Source organism: Bradyrhizobium sp. 930_D9_N1_4, from assembly GCF_052076015.1.
In the GTDB taxonomy this organism is placed as follows: domain Bacteria; phylum Pseudomonadota; class Alphaproteobacteria; order Rhizobiales; family Xanthobacteraceae; genus Bradyrhizobium.
In genome coordinates, this window is sequence record NZ_CP197236.1 from 6538247 (window position 1) to 6558081 (window position 19835).

Genomic DNA, 19835 nt, shown 5'->3' on the forward strand with positions numbered 1-19835 from the left:
CTTATCGAGTCCTGTTGCTAACGCCGTGCCATTAGCTAGTCCGCGTCGAGAACGGCCGGCTCGATGACGCCGGCGCGCTCGGTGATCACCCTGTATTGCTCGGGCCGCCGGTGGGCGGCGAAATTGAACATCTTGTCCTTGCCCTGGCGGCAGAGGTCGAGATCGACGTCGGCGACGATGACCTCGTCGGTGAGCGTCTGCGCCTGTGCGACAATTCGTCCGTTGGGATCGACGATGCATGAGCCGCCGATCAGGCCGGAGCCGTCCTCGTCGCCTGCCTTGGCCACCGAAATTGCCCAGGTCGCGTTCATGTAGGCATTGGCCTGCACCACCAGGGTCGAGTGGAAGGTGCGCAAAGACGCGTCTTCAGTGACGCCGCCATTGGGATCATAGGCCGCCGAATTGTAGCCGATGCAGACGAGCTCGACGCCCTGCAGGCCAAGCACGCGCCAGGATTCCGGCCAGCGGCGGTCGTTGCAGATCATCATGCCCATGATGGCATGAGCCCAGGCCGATCCGGCACGGAAGGCGGGAAAGCCGAGGTCGCCATATTCGAAATAGCGCTTCTCGAGCTGCTGATAGCGCGCGCCTTCTCGCGGCTCGACCGAGCCCGGCAGATGCACCTTGCGATAACGGCCGAGAATCTCGCCGTCGCGATCGACCAGGATCGAGCAATTGTAGCGGCGGCCGTCCGGGGTCAGTTCGGCATAGCCGACATAGAAGCCGACGCGCAGCGCGCGCGCGCGGTCGAACAGTTTTGCCACGGCGGGGTTCGGCATGCCGTGCTCGAAATAGTGGTCGAGCGCATCGCCCTCGAGCAGCCAGCGCGGGAAGAAGGTGGTGAAGGCGAGCTCCGGGAACACCACGAGGCTGGCGCCGCGACCGGCGGCCTCCTCCAGCATGTCGAGCATCCGCTTCAGCGTATGCTCGCGCGTATCGGCTTTTTGCGTCGGCCCCATTTGAGCTGCGGCGGCGCGAAGGACACGAACCAAGATTGCCTCCAATCTGTGCGCAGTGCTGCCTCAATGGGCGAATGAACCCTTTGATGCGACGTGCAAATCCGCAGCCATTACGCGGAAGCGGGGCTGTAAAATCAATTCGTTCTGCTATGATGTTTTGGCCCTGAGTATAATCGGCAGTGATATGAACCTGCGTCAGCTCGAGATCCTGCGAGCCGTCATCCGCCACCGCACCACGGTCGCGGCGGCCGACGAGCTGGCGCTGTCGCAGCCCGCGGTCAGCAATGCGCTGAAGACGATGGAGGCGCAGGCGGGCTTCGCGCTGTTCGAGCGCGTCAACAACCGGCTGTTTCCGACCGCCGAAGCAATGGCGCTCTACAAGGAGAGCGAGGCGATCTTCGCGCTGCACGCCAAGCTCGAGAACCGCGTGCGCGATCTGCGCGAGAACCGCTCGGGGCATCTCGCACTCGTGGCGACGCCGCCGCTTGCTTACAGCATCATCCCGTCGGCGCTCTCAGGATTTTTGCGGCGCCGCCCGGAGACGCGTGTCTTCTTCGACGTCCGCCGCTATGAGGGCATCATCGAGGGCGTGCTCAGCCGCGTCGCCGAACTCGGCTTCGCGCTCGGGCTCACGCATCATCCCGGCATCGCACATGAGGTGGTCCACACCGGCGAGATGGTCTGCGTGCTGCCGCCGCAGCATCCGCTCGCCGACCGGCCGGTGATCTCGGCCGCGGATCTGTCCGGCCTGCCCTTCATCGGGCTCGAGCGCGGCACCCGGCTTGGCGAAGCCGTACGCGACAGCTTTGCCCGGGCCGGCGCGCCATTCCGGCCGACGGTCGAGGTCCGCTACTGCAATACGGCCTGCGTGCTCGCGGCGGCCGGCGTCGGCGCCGCGGTGGTCGATCCGTTCTCGCCACGGCAGAACGGCGGCGTCGGTCTCGTCGTCCGCCCGTTCACGCCGACCACGCACGCGGTCGCCTATATGCTATGGTCGGAAGCCGAACCGCTGTCGCGCCTGGCCAAGGCCTTTCTCAACGAGGTCCGCAAGGAGAGCACGCTGCTGGAGCGCGCAGCGCCGCACCAGCAACATGGGGCAGAAGACGACTAGGCTTCGCAACCTTTCGACCCGGGGGCACATGGCACGCATCACCATCATCGAGACCGGACAGGTCCCGCAAAAATATCGCGAGCAGCACGGCTCGTTTCCGGACATGTTCGAGCGCATGGTCCGCACCGAGGACCCGACCGCGACAGTGGACGTCGTCAGCATCCCCAATGGCGATGCACTCCCCGATCCAAGCAAGCTCGAGGCCGTCCTGATCACCGGTGCTGCCGCCGGCGTCTATGACGGGCTCGACTGGATCGCGCCGCTGGAAGATTTCGTGCGCACCGCCTACGCCAACAAGACGCCGATGGTCGGTGTCTGCTTCGGCCATCAACTGATCGCGCAGGCGCTGGGCGGCACCGTGCGAAAGTCGGAGAAAGGCTGGGGCATCGGACGGCACGTCTACCAGGTGCTGCCGGAGAACGGCGTCGTCGAGGGCGCGGCAGTCGCGATCGCCTGCTCGCATCAGGACCAGGTGGTCGAACCGCCTGATGATGCACTCACGATCCTCTCGTCCGAATTCACCCCGCATGCCGGCCTGCTCTACGCCAACGGCGCGACGCTGACCGTGCAACCGCATCCGGAGTTCGACGTGAAGTTCGCGGAAGTGTGCTGCGACCTGCGCGACGGCAAGGCGCCGGGAGATGTCGTGGCGACAGCGAGGGAGTCGCTGGCGCAGCCGATGGACAACACGAAGCTTGGCGGAGCGATCACGCGGTTCTTGGCGCGCAAATCCATTCCCTCATCCTGAGGAGCGCGCTCTCGCGCGCCTCTCGAAGGATCGAGGCCCGCGCTGCAACAGCGGGGCCTGCATGGTTCGAGACGCCGCTTCGCGGCTCCTCACCATGAGGGGCGAGAGTCAGAACGGATCCGTCCCCAGCCCCGCCACATCGGCTGGCCGCGGACCCGGCGCGGCCCAGTGAAACCGCCGATCCTTCTCCGCAATCATGATGTCGTTGATCGACGCCTCGCGGCGCCGCATCAGGCCGTGCTCGTCGAACTCCCACTGCTCGTTGCCGTAGGAGCGATACCACTGGCCGCTGGCATCGTGCCATTCGTACTGGAAGCGCACCGCGATGCGGTTTTCGTCGAAGCCCCAGAGGTCCTTGATCAGGCGGTACTCCTGCTCCTTCTCCCATTTGCGGGTGAGGAACGCCACGATGGCCTCGCGCCCCTGAAACACGTCCGAGCGATTGCGCCAGCGGCTGTCCTCGGTATAGGCCAGCGAGACGCGCACCGGATCGCGCGAATTCCAGGCGTCCTCGGCCATGCGCGCCTTTTGCGCGGCGGTCTCACGGGTGAAGGGCGGAAGCGGCGGGCGCGACATGATGGCCTCATCGGTTGGTTGGGCCGCAATCTATCGCTGCAGTTGGTGGAGTCGAGTGGCCATGACCTACCGGCCGATCACATATCGGGCGATCAGGAAATCAAATCGGCCTTCATCAGCGTGCGGATCGATTTCGGAATCGGCTGGGCGCGGCCACCGCTGATGAAGGCGACGCGCACCTCGGCTTTCACCAGCACGTCCTCTCCGCGCCGCACCTCCTGCGCCAGCATGATCGAGGCGCCCTTCACCGCAATCGGCCAGGTCACGATGTCGAGCACGTCGTCCATCCGCGCCGGCTTGAGGAAGTCCAGATGCATCGAGCGCACGACGAAGGCAAAGCCCGCGCCCTCGGTTTCGACATGGTCGAACAGCGCCTGCTGCTCGGCGCCCATCAGTCGCAGATGATTGGTGCGCCCGCGCTCCATGTAGCGCAGATAATTGGCGTGATAGACGATGCCTGAAAAATCCGTGTCCTCGTAGTAGACGCGGACCTGCATGTGGTGGCGGCCGTCGCGGATCTCGCCGTCGAGATGGGCAGTCATTTCGGAAACTCTCGATTCATATCCCGACGTCCATCCAGGACCCGCAATGACTATGCGATCAGTCTGGACGAGGTAAAAGGCAATATAACCATCAACAGACAAGCCCCGAAGCGACGCCCTTAACTCACTCCGATCCGGCCCCAGAAGCGGGAATCTTTGTAGCTCATCGAATCGCTCCGAGAATCTCGTAGCCAACCGATCCGCTGCCGCTGGACTGCGCTCAGCGAGATATGAATGGATGTCAAGAAGGTCTGTGCGTGCGCGCAAGGACAGAACGACCTGCACGCCACCCCCTACCGCTTCGCCCGAGTTTGCTTGAGAAACTCGTCGAGGTCCCACGGGACCACGCGCCCAGCGTCTACGTCCGCCATTCCTTCATCGACCGCGTCTTTGAGGGCTCGAAACTTCCTGGCCTGGGACAAGAGATAATCGGCCGCGGACTCCTGCATTTCCTCAGGCAGCAGCTCAAGCGCTTCGACAGCTTTCTCGATGGCAGAACTCATCGCATCAATATAGCGCAACCCTGGACGGGTGCCCAGATGCCTCGCCCGAAATTTGACGACTACACCACCAAGGGTCCCGGCCCCAGCGTCACCTCGACGATCTCCGGCGGCACCCCGAAGCGGACGGGCATGATGCTGCAACCGAGGCCGCCCGAAACGATGAGGTCGCATTTCAGTCGGAAGTGACCATAGGCGAGCCGGATGCCGTGCTTCGGCGAAACGGCCGGCGACCAGCCGAGCACACGGATCTGGCCGCCATGGGTGTGGCCGGACAATTGCAGCGCGACGCGCGCGGGCACCCGCGGTGCGATGTCGGGTTCGTGCGCGAGCAGGATGACCGGCGCGTCGTCGGTAACCTTGGCCAGCGTGCCCGCGAGATCGTCGGCGCCGAGCCGATGCGCGCGGCCAAAGCGCTTTGCAGGATAGTAGGCGAGCTGATCACCGAGGCCGGCAAGCCAGAATGGGCGGCCGTCCTTGGTGAGCCGCACGGCGTCGTTCTCGTAGACGGGGATGCCGCCGGCCTCCAGCGCGCGATGCGCGATGGTCGGCCCATGGCCTGCCTGCTGCACGGTCCTGTCTTCCCAATAATCATGGTTGCCCATGATGGCATGGACACCGAGCGGCGCCTTGAGGCCGGCCAGCACCTTCGCCCATTCGTTCGACGGAATGATGCGCGAGACCTGGTGAAGGCCGGCGACGTAATCGCCGAGCAACACAATGATATCGGCCTTCAGCGCATTGGTGCGATCCACGATCGCCTCGATCCGCTCCAGCGACATCCAGGGGTCGCAGGCATGGATGTCGGCGATCGCGGCGATCTTCAGCGGAAAATCCGCCGGCCATTGTCGCGGCGTCGGATGATAGCGGGTGACGCGAAGCCGCAGCACCGGCTCGACGCCCACGCCATAGGCCGCGGTCGAGACGCCGAGTGCGGACAGGGCGCCGATGGAACGGATGAGATGACGACGCGTGATCATGGAAGCCCGATGGTGATGCTGGCTCTTGATGCGGTCGGATTGGAGCGGAATTGGGATGCGTTCGTGCAGACGGTCTGCATTCGCGTGCAGACCGTCTGCATGAAGGTTACCGGAAGTTCATGACAACGGGAGCACCCGCATCGACGCAGATCAATCGTCGCTGTCGTCCGTACCGAACAGGCCGAACTGCGACGCCGCATCGCGCGAGGGTTCGGCGATGCCGAGATGGCGGAAGGCGTGCGAGGTCAGCAGGCGGCCGCGCGGGGTACGCTGGAGATAGCCGCACTGGATCAGATAAGGCTCGATGATGTCCTCGATCGCATCGCGCGGCTCGGACAAGGCGGCCGCCATAGTCTCGACGCCGACCGGGCCGCCGCCATAGTTCTGCGCAATGGTCGTGAGGTAGCGGCGGTCCATGGCGTCGAGGCCGGCGGCGTCGACTTCGAGCGCGCTCAGCGCGTGGTCGGCGATCTTGCGGTCGATCTTGTCGGCGTCGGCGGCGGAGGCGAAATCGCGCACGCGCCGCAACAGGCGGCCGGCGATGCGCGGTGTGCCGCGGGCGCGGCGGGCGATCTCGTTGGCGCCGTCCGCGCTCATGCCGACATTGAGCACGCGCGCACCTCGGCTGACGATGCTCTCGAGCTCCTCAATCGTGTAGAAATTCAACCGCACCGGAATGCCGAAGCGATCGCGCAAGGGATTGGTGAGCAGGCCCGCGCGCGTGGTGGCGCCGACGAGGGTGAATTTCGACAGCTCGATCTTGACCGAGCGCGCCGCCGGGCCCTCGCCGATGATGAGGTCGAGCTGAAAGTCCTCCATCGCCGGATAGAGCACTTCCTCGACCGCCGGTGAGAGGCGGTGAATTTCATCGATGAAGAGCACGTCGCGCTCTTCGAGATTGGTGAGGAGTGCTGCGAGATCGCCGGCCTTGGCGATCACGGGACCCGACGTTGCGCGAAAGCCGACGCCGAGCTCTTTCGCCACGATCTGCGCCAGCGTGGTCTTGCCGAGGCCGGGGGGACCTACGAACAGCACGTGATCGAGCGCCTCGCCGCGCTTGCGCGCCGCCTCGATGAAGATCGAGAGATTCTTGCGCGCCTGCTGCTGGCCGACGAAGTCGGACAGCGACTGCGGACGCAGCGCAGTGTCGCCGACGTCATCGGAGCGGCGCTCGGGCGTGACGATGCGTGGGGGAGTGGTCATGCGGGCAGGATAACACGATGCAGCGGTTTCGCGAGCCACCAGCACAGGCTGGCGGGAATGACGGCGACGACGGCAAGCATTGCCGAAAGCTTCAGCGCCTCGGGCGCCGAACGGACGCTCGGCACGATCACGGCCGAGGTCTCGGAGGGCACGACGAACATGCCAACCGTGACGAAGCCGGCCGCAGCGACGGCCGCGGCGAGCCATGCCATCCAGATCATGTTGAGATCGGCGTAGACCGCAGCCAGCGCGAATATCAAGCCGGCGACGACTGCGGGAAGGAACGAGGCGAGAACCGTGACAATGGCCAGCAGCACGACCGCGATCGAAACCACGGCGCGCAGTGCCTCCAGTTCGAGGAACACAAGAAACATCTGCAGCATTGCGGCACCGAGCGCAGTGACCGTCACCGAAACCAGCGCGGCGGTCGTCAGCGGCCCCACGACGGAAAAAATCACGACGATACCGGCCGCGCGCAAAAGGCGGCGAAAAAGAGCGGCGGCGGGATTGGTGCAGGCCGCGCTCACTTCGACAGCTCCTTCAGACCAAGCCTGATGAGCTGCGCCGTCTCGGCGCTCTCACCGGCACTGCGCGATGCCGACGCGATGGCGGCTGCGGCCTGCGGCTGGCCATAGCCGAGATTGACCAGCGCGGAGATTGCATCTGCGATGGGGCGCGGCGCGCGCTGATCGTCGACGGCACCGGCGAGATGCACGGCCGCCGGATCGACATTGGCGAAGGCCGGCGCCTTGTCCTTCAGTTCGGTGACGATGCGCTCGGCGACCTTGGGGCCGACGCCGGGCGTGCGCGCCACCGCGGCCTTGTCGCGCAGCGCGATGGCGTTGGCGAGGTCCGACGGCGCCAGCGTGCCGAGCACGGCGAGCGCGACCTTGGCGCCGACGCCCTGCACGGTCTGGAGCAAGCGAAACCATTCGCGCTCCTGATCGGTGCGGAAGCCGAACAGCTTTATCGCGTCCTCACGGACGTAGGTCTCGATCGACAATACGGCCGCCTCGCCCGGCGAAGGCAGGTGCTGCAGCGTGCGCGTCGAGCAGTGCACCTGGTAACCGACGCCGCCGACATCGAGGATGACGAAGTCCTCGCCGTAGGAATCGATCAGACCCTTGAGCTTGCCGATCATCGTGAGGCCTCGGTCGCGGCAGTCACTTCTCTTTCGTCATGGCCGGGCTCGTCCCGGCCATCCACGACTTCACGATCAGCAAGACAGAACGTGGATGCCCGGGACAAGCCCGGGCATGACGGCGGTGATATGCGACCATCGATCATAGTCCCGCGACCTTGAGCCTCAGCGCCGTGCTCTGGCGGTGATGGGCGTGGGTGATGGCGATGGCGAGCGCGTCGGCGGCGTCCGCGGATGGCGGGTCGGCTTTCGGCAGCAGGATCTTCAGCATCATGGCGATCTGCTGCTTGTCGGCGTGGCCGGCGCCGACCACGGTCTTTTTCACTTGGTTCGGCGCGTATTCGGCGACGGAGATGCCGAACATTGCAGGCGCCAGCATGGCGACGCCGCGGGCCTGGCCGAGCTTCAGCGTCGCGACGCCGTCCTTGTTGACGAAGGTCTGCTCGACCGCGGCTTCCATCGGCTGGTGACCGGACAGCACGGCGGCGAGCCCCTCATGGATGGCAAGCAGCCGGCTTGCCAGCGGCAGATCGTCCGGCGGTTCCACCGATCCGCAGGCGACGTAGATCAAACGATTGCCCTCGGCCTCGATCACGCCCCAGCCGGTGCGGCGCAGGCCGGGGTCGATGCCGATGATGCGAACGGGGCCACGAATCGGGAGCGCAGTCATGGGCCAGTGATAGCGGCTGGCTGCCGTGGGGGAAACAGAAACAGAACGGAAGTAACAGGGGAAGTGGGCTGTCATGGGTGAGCGTGGCCCTGCCCACCACACACTCCGGCGTCATACCCCGCGGAAGCGGGGTATCCAGTACGCCGTGGCTTCTCCGTATCTCTCGAATGTCTCTGGAATACTGGGTCGCCCGGTCAAGCCGGGCGACGACGGCGGAGATTGGGATTAGCGGCGTCAGCCGCCCATCTTCGCGAGCAGCGCGTCCGACACCTCGAAATTGGCGTAGACGTGCTGGACGTCGTCGTGGTCGTTGAGGTGATCCATCAGCTTGAGCAGCTTCTCGCCGGTCTCGTCGTCGACCGCGATGGTGTTCTGCGGCTTCCAGATCAGAGCGGCCTTGCGCGGCTCGCCGAACTTGGCTTCCAGCGCCTTGGCAACGTCGCGATAGCCCTCGGTCGAGGCATAAATCTCGTGGCCGGCTTCGCCCGAGACCACGTCGTCGGCGCCGGCCTCGATCGCGGCGTCGAGCACGGCATCGTCATCGGCGACGCCGCGGTCGTATTCGATGATGCCGGTGCGGTCGAACATGAAGGAGACCGAGCCGGTTTCGCCGAGATTGCCGCCCGACTTGGTGAAGAAGGAGCGGATGTCGGAGGCGGCGCGGTTGCGGTTGTCGGTCAGCGCCTCGACGATGACGGCGACGCCGCCGGGGCCGTAACCCTCGTAGCGGATCTCGTCATAGTGCTCGCCATCGTTGCCGAGCGCCTTCTTGACGGCGCGCTCGATATTGTCCTTCGGCATGTTCTCCTGGCGTGCCGCGATGATCGCCGCGCGCAGCCGCGGGTTCATGTTGGGATCGGGGGTGCCGAGCTTGGCCGCGACGGTGATTTCCCGCGCCAGCTTGCCGAACAGCTTCGACTTCTGCGCATCCTGCCGCCCCTTGCGGTGCATGATGTTCTTGAATTGGGAATGTCCGGCCATGCGAGATCTTCTCTAGGGAATCGTGCGCCAAAGATGAGCGTGGGAAGCGCGGCCTTATAGGCCGCCAACCCACCGGAATGAAAGAGGCTCTCATACTTTAAGGTAATACCGTAGTCTGCCGTGCCCAGAAGTCAGGCACCGTTAACCCTGATTTCATTCCAGCCTGCGAAAATAACGACCGCCCGTCCCCCGACAAGAGTAGACCCGATGGCGTTCGCATTATTTCGGAAGCGCCTGCCGGACGTGGCCGCACCAGCGGCAGCCCCGGCGGCTGCGCCGGTCGCGGCCGTGCCTGCTCCCGCCGAAAGCGATTCCGCCCGGGAAATCCTGGAACTGCTGGAACTCGAGCTCGGCGCCATGATCCGGCAGCTCGAGCGTGCCGCCAATTCGGTCGCCGGTGGTGCGGAGGCGACCGCCACCACGCTCGCCGCCATTCGCGACCGCACCGACGCCCTCACCGGCCGCACCAACGCGGCGCAGTCGAACGCCTCCACCTTTGCCCATGCCGCCGACAAGTTCACCCAGTCCGCGCAAGGCATCGGCGCCCAGGTGCGCGAGGCCGGCAAGCTCGCCGACGAGGCCAGCGCCGCGGCGCAGGAAGCCCGCGCCAATGTCGACCGCCTGCGCGAGTCCTCCGCCGCGATCGGCAATGTCGTCAATTTGATCGCGCAGATCGCGCGGCAGACGACGCTGCTCGCGCTCAACTCCACCATCGAGGCCGCGCGCGCAGGCGCCGCCGGCAAGGGCTTTGCGGTCGTCGCCACCGAAGTGAAGGCGCTGGCAGTGCAGACCCAGGGCGCGACGGAAGAAATCACCAAGAAGATCGACGCGCTCCAGCGCGACGCCGCCGGCTCGGCCGATGCGGTGCACCGCATCTCGCAGGCGATCGAGGCGATCCGCCCGGTGTTCGACACCGTCAACGGCGCGGTCGCCGAGCAGAACGCCACCACCAGCGAAGTCTCCGGCAACGCGACAAGCGCCTCGGAGTTCATCATCTCGGTCGGCGAGAGCGCCGTCGAGATCGATGCCGCGACCAAGGCCGCCGAGACCCACGGCGAGAGCGTCGCCCGCGCCGGCAAGGCCGTCACCACCTTCGCCCAGAAGCTGAAATCGCGCTGCGCGGTGCTGCTCAAGCAGAGCGAGCACAACGACCGCCGCAAGACCGAGCGATTGCCCTGCCACATCAAATTCGAAACCGCGCGTGGCGTGTTGCCGGTCTATGAGATCGCGATGGACGGCGTGCTGATCGGCGGTGCGGACGCGGCCAAGCTTGCCACACAGGCCGTCGTCGACGGCACGCTCGAAGGCGTCGGCGCCTGCCGCCTGCGCGTGATCGAGCAGTCCAAGGCCGGCGCCCGCGCGCAATTCGTCAGCCCCAATGCCGATCTCGCGGAGAAGATCGAGGACAGGCTGTGGTCGATCCATGAGGAGAACACCGAGTTCGTGACCCGCGCCATGGAGGCCGGCAACGCGCTGACCCGGATCTTCGAACAGGCGGTCGGGCGCGGCGAGGTCAAGATCGACGATTTGTTCGACACCGACTATGCGGAGATCGCCGGCACCGATCCGCAACAATATCGTACGAAATATTTGAACTGGGCCGACCGCGCGCTGCCGCCGTTCCAGGAGGCCTTCCTCGCCAAGGAACCGCGCATGGCGTTCTGCGCCATGGTCGACCGCAACGGCTTCCTGCCGGTGCACAACAAGATCTATTCGCACCCGCAGCGACCGGGCGATGCGGCCTGGAATACCGCCAACTGCCGCAACCGGCGCATCTTCAACGATCCGGCGGGGTTGTCGGCCGCGCGCAACCTGCGCTCTTATTTGATCCAGAGCTATGCGCGCGACATGGGCAACGGAAACACCGTGATGATGCGCGAGATCGACGTTCCGATCCGTGTGCAAGGGCGACACTGGGGCGGATTTCGCACCGCGTACAAGCTCTAGTGCACGCTCAGGCAAGACGCCGGGCGCGAATCATCATCTAAAGCCTGAAATTGGAATGGGAATGCCGCGGGGGGCCGGCGAACGGCTCTGACTGGAGGACTCTCAAGACATGTCCGTCGTACAACTTGCAGTACTGGACACCGGCTCCAACCGGACGCTGGCCGAACGACTGATCGACCAGCTGGCCGACCGCATCGGCGGTCTCGGCGTGGAGCTAGCCGACATCGCCGGCAATGTCCAGGAGGTCGCAAACCGCGTCTCCAATCAGTCCGAGCGGTTCCATCACCTCCAGGAGACCGCCGAGACGATGGTCTCGGCCAACCACGACATCGCCAACGCATCGCAGGCGGTGCAAACGACCACATCGGCGGCGGTCGGCGAGATCGCGCAGTCGCGCGGCGCGGTCGACGCCGCGGTCAGCCACATCTCCGAGCTCGTCGCAGCCGTGGAACGGATCGAGGCGCGCCTGAGCGCCGTAGGCTCGGCACTGGCGCAGGTGGCCAAGGTGTCCGGCTCGATCGAGGCGATCGCGAAACAGACCAATCTGCTCGCACTCAACGCGACCATCGAGGCGGCCCGCGCCGGCAATGCCGGCCGCGGTTTCGCGGTGGTCGCAAGCGAAGTGAAGAACCTCGCGGAAGCCACCCGCCAGGCCACGCATCAGATCTCCGACACCGTGCGCGATCTCGACGGCCAGATCGAAGGCCTGATCGGCGAGAGCAGCGATGCCTCGCAGCGCGCAAAGACCGCCGGCGAAGGCGCCCAGCAGATCTCCGGCATCATCTCGCGGGTCCAGCAGGGCTTTGCCTCCGTGGAAGCGGAGATCGACAGCGTCACGCGCGCTGCGACCTCCAATCTCGGCCATTGCGACACCGTCATCAGCGAGCTCAGCGAGCTCGCCAAGGGCGTCGACCTCTCCTCGCGCGATCTCAAGAGCGCCGATCAGCGGGTGACGAAGCTGCTCGACACCTCCGAAGGCCTGATTGCACTGATCGCCGACAGCGGCGTGGAGACGTCGGACACGCCGCTGATCCGCATCGTGGTCGACACCGCCAAGCGGATTTCCGCCGAGTTCGAAGCCGCGATCGATCGCGGCGAGATCACGCTCGACCAGCTCATGGACGAGACGTATCGCGAAATTCCCGGCACCGATCCAAAGCAGCACCTCACCAACTATGTCGACTTCACCGACCGCACGCTCCCCGCGATCCAGGACCCGATCCAGAAATCTGATCCGCGCATCGTCTACTGCGTCGCCTGGGCCAGAAGCGGCTATCTGCCAACCCACAATCCGAACTACCGCCTGCCCCAAGGCAAGGACCCGGTCTGGAACAACGCCAATTGCCGCAACCGCCGCCTGTTTACCGACCGCACGGTGAAGAAGGTTGGAGCGAACACGAAACCGTTCCTGCTGCAAACCTATCGCCGTGACATGGGCGGCGGGCAGTTCGTGCTGATGAAGGACCTGTCCTCGCCGATCATGGTTCGCGGCAAGCACTGGGGCGCCTTCCGGATGGGTTTCCGGCAGAGCTGACGACCGCTACGACGGCCCTCACATCAAAAATTCAAAAACAACCCCATGCACAGTAGGCGGTGCGTGGGGAATCAATGGCTTGCGCCTCATCGCACGCAAGGCGCCTGATGACCCCTTGACCCGTCGAGCAAAACAGGGGTAGAATGCTATTATTCCGAATTTTGTTCATCTGCTTAAATTGGGCCATGCACGGTCGTGGCATTACAGCGCAGCCGGATAGTCTGCACTCTCGATGTGGGCTTAAAATCCATACGCCCTCGTCTTTAGTTCAATTGGCGGTGGAAGGGAGATGACGCGCCCCATTTCTGCCTATAGTGATCCACAACCAGGGGAGGAGCTGTGATCGGCGCGGGGTAAGGCGAGCGTAAGCGGACGCAATATCTGCGGAATGCATTCCATTCAGATCAAGATGTGCGGCGCAGTGCCTTCACGTGTAGAAGCAGCTTCCAGGGGACGCACAGGGAGCAGATGTATTGGGAATCGTCGGCACGCAGCCAAGACGCGAAGATCAAGAAGCCCGAGCGGCCATAATAAAGCTATTTGATGATACGCGGCGCAGGCTAGTTGAGACAGGGACTCGCAATCGCCTTGTTCATGTCAACCGCGCAAACACGCGCGGCAATGTATTGAACATTGTGAACGAGCATTCCGATGATGTTTATGCCCTGCTTTCCGGGGGCAAGGCCATGCGCTTCTTCGCGCTAGGGAAAGACAAGATCGAAGATATCGGCGAAGCCGCCCCTGCTGACGTTATACAACGAGGAGCTAATGAAGATCGCTATACCGATTCGTGGCTTGAAACGCGGCTCGGCCCTGATGCACTGCAGAAAAAACTGCTGAAGATAGCGCGGGAAGCCCAAACTGCGGAGGAAGAATCCGGCGCCAACGTCCTGTATCTCGCGATGGGATTCCTGACTTGGTATGAGGACAAGGCGTCGAGCTTACCCAGAGAAGCGCCGCTCGTTCTCCTTCCCGTCGAACTCGTGCGCAATGCCAAGACATCGACATTCGACCTACGAGTGCGGGACGAAGACGCTCTCACGAACCTGCCGCTCCAGCAGCGTTTGAGGGAAGATTTCGGAATCGAGCTTCCGGAACTTGAAATCGAAGAGGACTGGACGCCTTCCGACTATTTTACCGAAGTGCAACAGGTAGCCAGTTCGCGGGAGCGCTGGAAGCTCGACCCCGACGCAATCCAGTTGGGATTTTTCAGCTTCAGCAAGCTGCTGATGTATCGTGATCTGGCCATCGAAGCGTGGCCCGACGACGCGTTGGCGACCCATGCTCTGACTCGTGGCCTACTCTACGAGGGCTTTGAACCCGAGGAGCCGCTATTTACCTCAAATGATCAGCTGGACGAGGTGCTGCCACCAGAAAAACTTTTCCACGTTGTCGATGCGGATGCATCGCAAGCAAAGGTGATCGAAGAGGTACGGTCTGGGCGCAATCTTGTCGTTCAGGGGCCCCCCGGAACGGGCAAATCTCAAACAATTACGAACATTATTGCCGCTGCGGCCAAGGAAGGTAAGCGAATCCTGTTCCTTGCCGAAAAGATGGCGGCACTCTCTGTAGTGCACGATCGTCTGGGGAAGGTTGGACTGAATGACGTATGCCTTGAACTGCATTCAAGAAGCGCAAACAAAAAGGCGGTCCTTGGCGAACTAGCGCGCACCTTGTCGCGAGCTGGCGCCGTCCCAGCAGTTCCGGCAACGCCAACTGCATTGAGGGAAAGCCGCGACCGACTGAACGATCTTGCAAGAGCGTTACATCGCCCGATCGGAGCAACGGGAGAGACGGCCTTCAGTGTGCTGGGTCGGCAATCCCAATTCATCGGGAAAGGCGTCTCGCCCCCAAGACTGGAGGTCGAAAGCCTGAGTTCAATGTCGCGTCAGCAAGAGATCGATTTGGTAACGACGATAAAGGAATACGGCGCGATCCTTGCGGAAGAGAAACAAGCAAGCCCTCATCCCTTCGAAGGCACAGGTAACCTTCACCTTCAACCGGTGGACTTGGCTCGTCTCACAGATACGCTAGCTGAAGCTCAAGTTGCCGTGGCTTCGCTTGCAACGTCTTTGCGAACCCCTATCGACAAACTTGCTTTGCCTATTAACGCAGCTCTTGATGCTGTTGCTCCGTTGGCCAATTTACTGGGGCGGCTCGAAGGATTACCTGTGGGTACTGCCGACATCGCGCGGAAAGTGATCGATGCTGCGGACATTCCCCGTCTTCACCAAGCCCTGCGAGCTGGCATGGCTTGGCGGCAAGAGCTCGATCAAGCGTCAGCAGTATTTCTTGAGGCCGCCTTCAGCATTTCCCCCGACCATTTGCGGGCGCCTCTCGCGGCGGGCATCCATTCTTTCTTTGCACGCTGGGGGAGCCGCTATCGCAGGGCATCGCGAGAGCTTGCAGGCATATTGCGGGGGGACCTGCCCAAATCAGCGATCGAGCGGGTTGCGCGGATCGACCAATTGTCGACGACAGTCTCGCTGAGATCGGAATGGGAAAGCGATCGTGAAAATTGCGGTCGCATTCTCGGCGATGCCTGGCGTGGAGAGAGATCCGACTTTGAGAAATTGGTCGCCATCACTGAATGGTGTGAAAGACTTTCCAAAGCCCCAATTTCCGTGACTTCGGACAAGTCGGTCGCACTAGCTGCTAACGCTGATAGCGTAGCTGCGATGCTCCGGGCATTGCGAGAAGCGGCGCAAACTGCGCGTTCGGCATTGCAAGCCATTGTGAAATTGCTCGACCTCAATCTCGCTAGTTTCGGTAATCAAGGTCTTGAGCATACCGATCTCGACGTTGTCGCGGCGCGATTCAACGCCATGGCCGCCGCAACGGGTCGATATGCGTCGTGGACCCAATTAGCGCGGCGTCGCCAGGCGCTCGAATCAGCTGGATTGTCCCGACTCGAGGAGCGGATGCGATCTGGCGAGATCGATGGAGTCGCCGCAGCAATCGAACTACGATACGCCCGCGCCGAACACCTTTGGAAGACCGCCCTTGAGCAGAATCCCGAACTTCGTGCAATTGGCCTGGAGAGACGCCACGATCTGGTTGACACCTTCGCTACGCTGGAGCGCCAGCAGCTTAAGGACAACGTAACTACAATCCTAGCCGGCCATCTCGCACAGATACCTCAAGGCGCCATGGGGGAGATGAAAGTACTTCGTGGTGAGATCGGAAAAAAGCGCGGCCATATGGCACTGCGACGACTGATCGAAAAGGCCGGCACGGCAATACAACGTATCAAGCCCGTATTGTTGATGAGTCCGATATCTGTCGCTCAATACTTGCCGCCAGGCACCGTATCATTTGATCTTCTGGTTATCGATGAGGCTTCGCAAGTTCGCCCAGAGGACGCGCTTGGTGCGATTGCGCGGGCTACGCAAATCGTAGTGGTGGGCGACAAGAAACAGCTTCCGCCATCTTCCTTCTTCGATCGGGTTCTTGCGGACGAAGAGGATGACAAGGAAGGCGATGATGAATATGTCGGCCCGGACTTGCTAGAGGGTGCGGCGACGATCGGTAGCATGGAGAGTATCCTTACTCTCTGCGAGGCACGCGGACTCGCCGGCAGAATGCTGAAATGGCATTATCGATCACGTGACCCATCGCTCATCGAGGTTTCGAATCGGGAGTTTTATGACAGCGACCTCGTTCTGCCGCCGTCCCCCCTACAGAAAGATCCGGCCTATGGCCTGTGCTTTACCCGGGTCGACGGCGTTTACGACAAAGGCGGAAAGCGAGACAATCGAAAAGAAGGTGAATCCATCGTCGATCGAATAGCGGAGCACTCAAGAGCAAATCCATCCCAATCCCTTGGAGTCGTCACGTTTTCGTTTGCGCAGCGAAATCTCATCACCGAGCTTTTGGAGCTTCGGCGCCGCCGAGACTCCACGCTAGACCAATTTCTGCGCGAAGGACAATCGGAAGATTTGTTCGTCAAGAACATCGAGAACGTACAGGGTGATGAGCGTGACGTCATTCTCGTCAGTGTTGGCTACGGCCCGGCTATCGCCGGCGGAAGGTTGAGCAGCATGTCGTTCGGCCCGGTCAACGGCGAGGGCGGCGAACGACGGCTCAATGTGCTTTTCACCCGTGCTCGTATCCGCTGCGAGGTGTTTGCGTCCTTCGATCCCGGAGACATTGATTTGAATCGCACGTCGAGGGAAGGTCCGCGAATCCTGAAGCGTTTTCTCGATTTTGCGAAAGATGGTCGTCTGGAGGTAGACTCGCCGTCGGGCCTCGACGCAGATTCACCTTTCGAAGAAGACGTTGCTGACGTCATCCGGGGGTTTGGCTTTCTCGCAGACGCGCAGGTAGGATCTGCTGGTTTCCGAATCGATCTAGGTATTCGCCACCCTGACAAGCCAGGCAGCTACATCCTCGCCGTCGAGTGCGATGGCGCGACCTACCACAGCGCTCTTTGGGCCAGAGAGCGAGACCGCCTACGCCAGGATGTGCTTGAACACCTCGGATGGGGGTTTCATCGGATTTGGAGTACCGACTGGTTCTATAATCGGCACTTTGAAATAGAACGACTGCGCACTGCGCTTTCAGAAGCACGAGACAGGTCTAATCAGACGCAACGAGTCGAGGGCTCCAATCAGTCGCGATCGCCAGAGCCAACCGAAGTGGAAGCCGCGCCGCTCTTAGTTCCCGAGGTCGTTGTTCGGCAGATGCCTCCATATCAGCGAGCGACCTTTCGCGTCAGCAGTTCGAACGAGCCGCACGAGGCTCCTGTTTCGGTGCTCGCGAATTTGGCTCGAAAGATCGTGGAAGCCGAAGGACCGATCCATGTGGAAGAAATCGCTCGACGCATGGCCTCCTGCTTCGGCAAGGAAAAGGCGGGATCGCGAATTTTAAGTGCGACCGAAGGGGCGTTGTCGGTTGCCCGAACGGGAAATGCCGAACTGCTCACCGACGGCATATTCTGGTACACGCGAGGTCAGTCACATGCGCCTCCGGTTCGCGACCGTTCTGCCGAGAGCGGTGCGACTCTCAAGGCCGCGTACATCTCCATTCTGGAAATACAAGCCGCGTTCAAGATTGCCCGCGAGGACAACGGCGGGGGTGAAGACGAAGAGCTTATCAGAACCGTGGCTCGGCTACTCGGTTTCAAGCGGGTGGGGACCGATTTGCAGGCACGACTAGCCGCAGGTTTAAATTGATTAGGTTCATCGCATCCATGGAGGCGAGTATTAGCCGCAAGTAGTTGGATCGATCGGCGCGGCGCTAGCGCGTTTGCCGTCCCAAATTCTTAACCGAAATGCCGATCATAGTAGGGGAGAGCCTTAAATGTACGCTCGCCCTGCTGGACAACAGACCAAACTATAGCCAAGATTTTCTATGCGAATATGACTACGATACTAGAGGCTCCCCGTCGCCCGTTGAGCATCGGAGCCACCGAGACTGGTGCTGCGACACGTGTTGCCATAACAATGGCTGCCGCACATTCGGGGCGCGAGCCCGAACACAATCAGCTGGTTTTTCGATGTCCCTTCCACCCACCCAAATCGGCGCGCCGCTTTCCGAGATCGATACACCGGCGCTGATCATCGACCTCGACGCTTTCGAGCGCAATCTCGACACGATGGCGGCAGCGGTCGGCAAGCTCGGCGTTCGGTTGCGTCCGCACGCGAAGACCCATAAGTCGCCGATAATCGCGGCCAAGCAGATCGCGCGCGGCGCGGTTGGCATGTGTTGCCAGAAGGTTGCCGAGGCCGAGATCCTGGTGGCAGGCGGGGTGAGTGACGTCCTCGTCAGCAATGAGGTGGTGGGTCTGCGGAAGCTGGAACGGCTCGCATCCCTCGCGCGCCACGCGCGCATCAGCGTTTGCGTCGACGATTCGATCGCGCTTGAGCAACTGGCGCTCGCCGCGGAACGGGCCGGCTCGCAGATCGAAGTCCTGGTCGAGGTCGACGTCGGCGCCGGTCGCTGCGGCGTCAAGCCCGGGCCAGCCGCAGTCGGCCTGGCGCGGCAGGTGGCGGGGTCACGCTTCTTGTCGTTCGGTGGTTTACAGGCCTACCACGGCTCCGCCCAGCACTTGCGCACGCCGGAGGAGCGGCGCGCTGCCATCGCCAGCGCCGCGAACGCGACTACGGAGACAATTCGCGTCCTCAAGGAAGCGGGCTTTCAATGCCGGACGATTGGAGGTGCGGGAACCGGGACGTTCGAACTCGAAGGCGCGAGCGGCGTCTGGAACGAATTGCAGGCCGGCTCCTATATTTTCATGGACGCCGACTACGCGAAAAATATCGCCGACGGGACGCGCAATGCCAACCTGTTTGAGCATGCGCTGTTCGTGATCGCGACCGTGATGAGCGCCGCCTCCGGCGAACGCGCGGTCATCGATGCCGGCCACAAGGCCCTGTCGAACGACAGCGGATTTCCAGCCGTGCTGGGCCGTCCCGACCTGCGCTATCATCGCCCCTCTGACGAACATGGCCTGCTCGACTTCGACAGCGCTTCGTCCCGGCTGGCGATTGGCGACAAGATGATGCTCATCCCGGGTCATTGCGACCCGACCGTCAATCTCTACGACTGGTATGTCGGCGTGCGCGGCTTCAATACGCCGGATGCCCGCGTGGAGGCGCTTTGGCCGGTCGCGGCGCGGGGCGCGGTCACCTGACGTAGCGCGCCCGCACAACAATTGCCAGCGCGCTCTCCGCCTGACTTTCCCAATCGCACGACTTTCGTCATCGCATGATTTTGCGCGTTCGCACGAACATCTGCGACGATCAACGGCGCATACGACGAAAACGCATCAAAACATGACGCTTATCATACCAATTAGCCCAAAACGCTCGCTTCGATCGCCGCACAAATTCGTGAACGTCATGGACTGACGCAGTGTTCGCGCAAATATGCATCGCGAGAATTTCGGCGCTTCATCGTTTAGCGTCGGTATGATTATGGTCGCGCGAATTCGCCGGCTGGA

Annotated in this window: 16 protein-coding genes and 1 pseudogene; 6 read left to right on the plus strand and 11 right to left on the minus strand. The window is 62.6% G+C overall.

What is annotated here, in order from left to right; genetic code table 11:
- Positions 1-35 precede the first annotated feature (35 nt).
- Positions 36-992, minus strand: coding sequence for an N-carbamoyl-D-amino-acid hydrolase (locus tag AB7532_RS31135; RefSeq protein WP_441238491.1), 957 nt, complete (start codon positions 990-992; stop codon positions 36-38).
- 151 nt (positions 993-1143) lie between these two features.
- On the opposite strand from AB7532_RS31135, the gene AB7532_RS31140 reads away from it, so the two are divergent.
- Together AB7532_RS31140 and AB7532_RS31145 are read left to right on the plus strand one after the other, a co-directional pair.
- Positions 1144-2070 (plus strand): LysR family transcriptional regulator, encoded by a 927-nt coding sequence (locus tag AB7532_RS31140; protein WP_441238492.1) that lies wholly within the window; start codon positions 1144-1146, stop codon positions 2068-2070.
- A gap of 28 nt (positions 2071-2098) precedes the next feature.
- Positions 2099-2818 carry a type 1 glutamine amidotransferase gene (locus AB7532_RS31145; RefSeq protein WP_441238493.1) on the plus strand — a complete coding sequence of 240 codons (720 nt, stop codon included), beginning with the start codon at positions 2099-2101 and terminating at the stop codon, positions 2816-2818.
- 108 nt (positions 2819-2926) lie between these two features.
- On the opposite strand, the gene AB7532_RS31150 is transcribed toward AB7532_RS31145, so the two are convergent.
- The 10 genes and pseudogenes from AB7532_RS31150 to AB7532_RS31195 all read right to left on the minus strand — a co-directional run bounded on the left by AB7532_RS31150 (position 2927) and on the right by AB7532_RS31195 (position 9411).
- Positions 2927-3394 carry a nuclear transport factor 2 family protein gene (locus AB7532_RS31150; protein WP_441238494.1) on the minus strand — a complete coding sequence of 156 codons (468 nt, stop codon included), beginning with the start codon at positions 3392-3394 and terminating at the stop codon, positions 2927-2929.
- Positions 3395-3486: 92 nt separating this feature from the next.
- Positions 3487-3936 (minus strand): tol-pal system-associated acyl-CoA thioesterase, encoded by a 450-nt coding sequence (ybgC, locus tag AB7532_RS31155; RefSeq protein WP_441239389.1) that lies wholly within the window; start codon positions 3934-3936, stop codon positions 3487-3489.
- A 57-nt stretch (positions 3937-3993) separates the two neighbouring features.
- Positions 3994-4275: pseudogene (locus tag AB7532_RS31160) on the minus strand (type II toxin-antitoxin system RelE/ParE family toxin); the annotation flags it as partial.
- Positions 4230-4457 (minus strand): hypothetical protein, encoded by a 228-nt coding sequence (locus AB7532_RS31165; protein WP_441239429.1) that lies wholly within the window; start codon positions 4455-4457, stop codon positions 4230-4232. The gene AB7532_RS31165 and the pseudogene AB7532_RS31160, both read right to left, overlap by 46 nt.
- A 41-nt stretch (positions 4458-4498) precedes the next feature.
- Complete coding sequence (locus AB7532_RS31170; protein ID WP_441238495.1) at positions 4499-5416, minus strand: metallophosphoesterase; 918 nt, start codon at positions 5414-5416, stop codon at positions 4499-4501.
- A 150-nt stretch (positions 5417-5566) separates the two neighbouring features.
- Positions 5567-6619 carry a Holliday junction branch migration DNA helicase RuvB gene (gene ruvB / locus AB7532_RS31175; protein WP_441238496.1) on the minus strand — a complete coding sequence of 351 codons (1053 nt, stop codon included), beginning with the start codon at positions 6617-6619 and terminating at the stop codon, positions 5567-5569.
- Positions 6616-7146: a hypothetical protein gene (locus tag AB7532_RS31180; RefSeq protein WP_441238497.1), complete on the minus strand. Its 531-nt coding sequence runs from the start codon at positions 7144-7146 to the stop codon at positions 6616-6618. Before AB7532_RS31180 ends, ruvB begins: the two co-directional genes overlap by 4 nt.
- Positions 7143-7760: a Holliday junction branch migration protein RuvA gene (ruvA, locus tag AB7532_RS31185; RefSeq protein WP_441238498.1), complete on the minus strand. Its 618-nt coding sequence runs from the start codon at positions 7758-7760 to the stop codon at positions 7143-7145. The genes AB7532_RS31180 and ruvA overlap by 4 nt, the downstream gene beginning before the upstream one ends.
- Positions 7761-7902: 142 nt before the next feature.
- A complete protein-coding gene (ruvC, locus tag AB7532_RS31190) occupies positions 7903-8430 on the minus strand; it encodes a crossover junction endodeoxyribonuclease RuvC (RefSeq protein ID WP_441238499.1) in 528 nt (175 codons plus the stop codon).
- Between the two features lie 234 nt (positions 8431-8664).
- Entirely contained in the window at positions 8665-9411 is a 747-nt protein-coding gene (locus AB7532_RS31195; RefSeq protein WP_441238500.1) for a YebC/PmpR family DNA-binding transcriptional regulator, read from the minus strand.
- 207 nt (positions 9412-9618) lie between these two features.
- On the opposite strand from AB7532_RS31195, the gene AB7532_RS31200 reads away from it, so the two are divergent.
- The 4 genes from AB7532_RS31200 to AB7532_RS31215 all read left to right on the plus strand — a co-directional run bounded on the left by AB7532_RS31200 (position 9619) and on the right by AB7532_RS31215 (position 19526).
- On the plus strand, positions 9619-11358 hold the full coding sequence (locus tag AB7532_RS31200; RefSeq protein ID WP_441238501.1) for a methyl-accepting chemotaxis protein: 1740 nt from the start codon (positions 9619-9621) through the stop codon (positions 11356-11358).
- A gap of 109 nt (positions 11359-11467) precedes the next feature.
- Positions 11468-12892 carry a methyl-accepting chemotaxis protein gene (locus tag AB7532_RS31205; RefSeq protein ID WP_441238502.1) on the plus strand — a complete coding sequence of 475 codons (1425 nt, stop codon included), beginning with the start codon at positions 11468-11470 and terminating at the stop codon, positions 12890-12892.
- A 473-nt stretch (positions 12893-13365) separates the two neighbouring features.
- Positions 13366-18066 carry a DUF3320 domain-containing protein gene (locus AB7532_RS31210; RefSeq protein ID WP_441238503.1) on the plus strand — a complete coding sequence of 1567 codons (4701 nt, stop codon included), beginning with the start codon at positions 13366-13368 and terminating at the stop codon, positions 18064-18066.
- A 323-nt stretch (positions 18067-18389) separates the two neighbouring features.
- Positions 18390-19526: a DSD1 family PLP-dependent enzyme gene (locus AB7532_RS31215; protein ID WP_441238504.1), complete on the plus strand. Its 1137-nt coding sequence runs from the start codon at positions 18390-18392 to the stop codon at positions 19524-19526.
- Positions 19527-19835: the final 309 nt, after the last annotated feature.

Excerpts from the sequence above, each read along its gene's own strand:
- AB7532_RS31140 (WP_441238492.1), top strand. The coding sequence starts at position 1,144 with ATGAACCTGCGTCAGCTCGAGATCCTGCGAGCCGTCATCCGCCACCGC.
- AB7532_RS31145 (WP_441238493.1), top strand. The coding sequence starts at position 2,099 with ATGGCACGCATCACCATCATCGAGACCGGACAGGTCCCGCAAAAATAT.
- AB7532_RS31150 (WP_441238494.1), bottom strand. The coding sequence starts at position 3,394 with ATGTCGCGCCCGCCGCTTCCGCCCTTCACCCGTGAGACCGCCGCGCAA.
- ybgC (WP_441239389.1), bottom strand. The coding sequence starts at position 3,936 with ATGACTGCCCATCTCGACGGCGAGATCCGCGACGGCCGCCACCACATG.
- AB7532_RS31170 (WP_441238495.1), bottom strand. The coding sequence starts at position 5,416 with ATGATCACGCGTCGTCATCTCATCCGTTCCATCGGCGCCCTGTCCGCA.
- ruvB (WP_441238496.1), bottom strand. The coding sequence starts at position 6,619 with ATGACCACTCCCCCACGCATCGTCACGCCCGAGCGCCGCTCCGATGAC.
- ruvA (WP_441238498.1), bottom strand. The coding sequence starts at position 7,760 with ATGATCGGCAAGCTCAAGGGTCTGATCGATTCCTACGGCGAGGACTTC.
- ruvC (WP_441238499.1), bottom strand. The coding sequence starts at position 8,430 with ATGACTGCGCTCCCGATTCGTGGCCCCGTTCGCATCATCGGCATCGAC.
- AB7532_RS31195 (WP_441238500.1), bottom strand. The coding sequence starts at position 9,411 with ATGGCCGGACATTCCCAATTCAAGAACATCATGCACCGCAAGGGGCGG.
- AB7532_RS31200 (WP_441238501.1), top strand. The coding sequence starts at position 9,619 with ATGGCGTTCGCATTATTTCGGAAGCGCCTGCCGGACGTGGCCGCACCA.
- AB7532_RS31205 (WP_441238502.1), top strand. The coding sequence starts at position 11,468 with ATGTCCGTCGTACAACTTGCAGTACTGGACACCGGCTCCAACCGGACG.
- AB7532_RS31215 (WP_441238504.1), top strand. The coding sequence starts at position 18,390 with ATGTCCCTTCCACCCACCCAAATCGGCGCGCCGCTTTCCGAGATCGAT.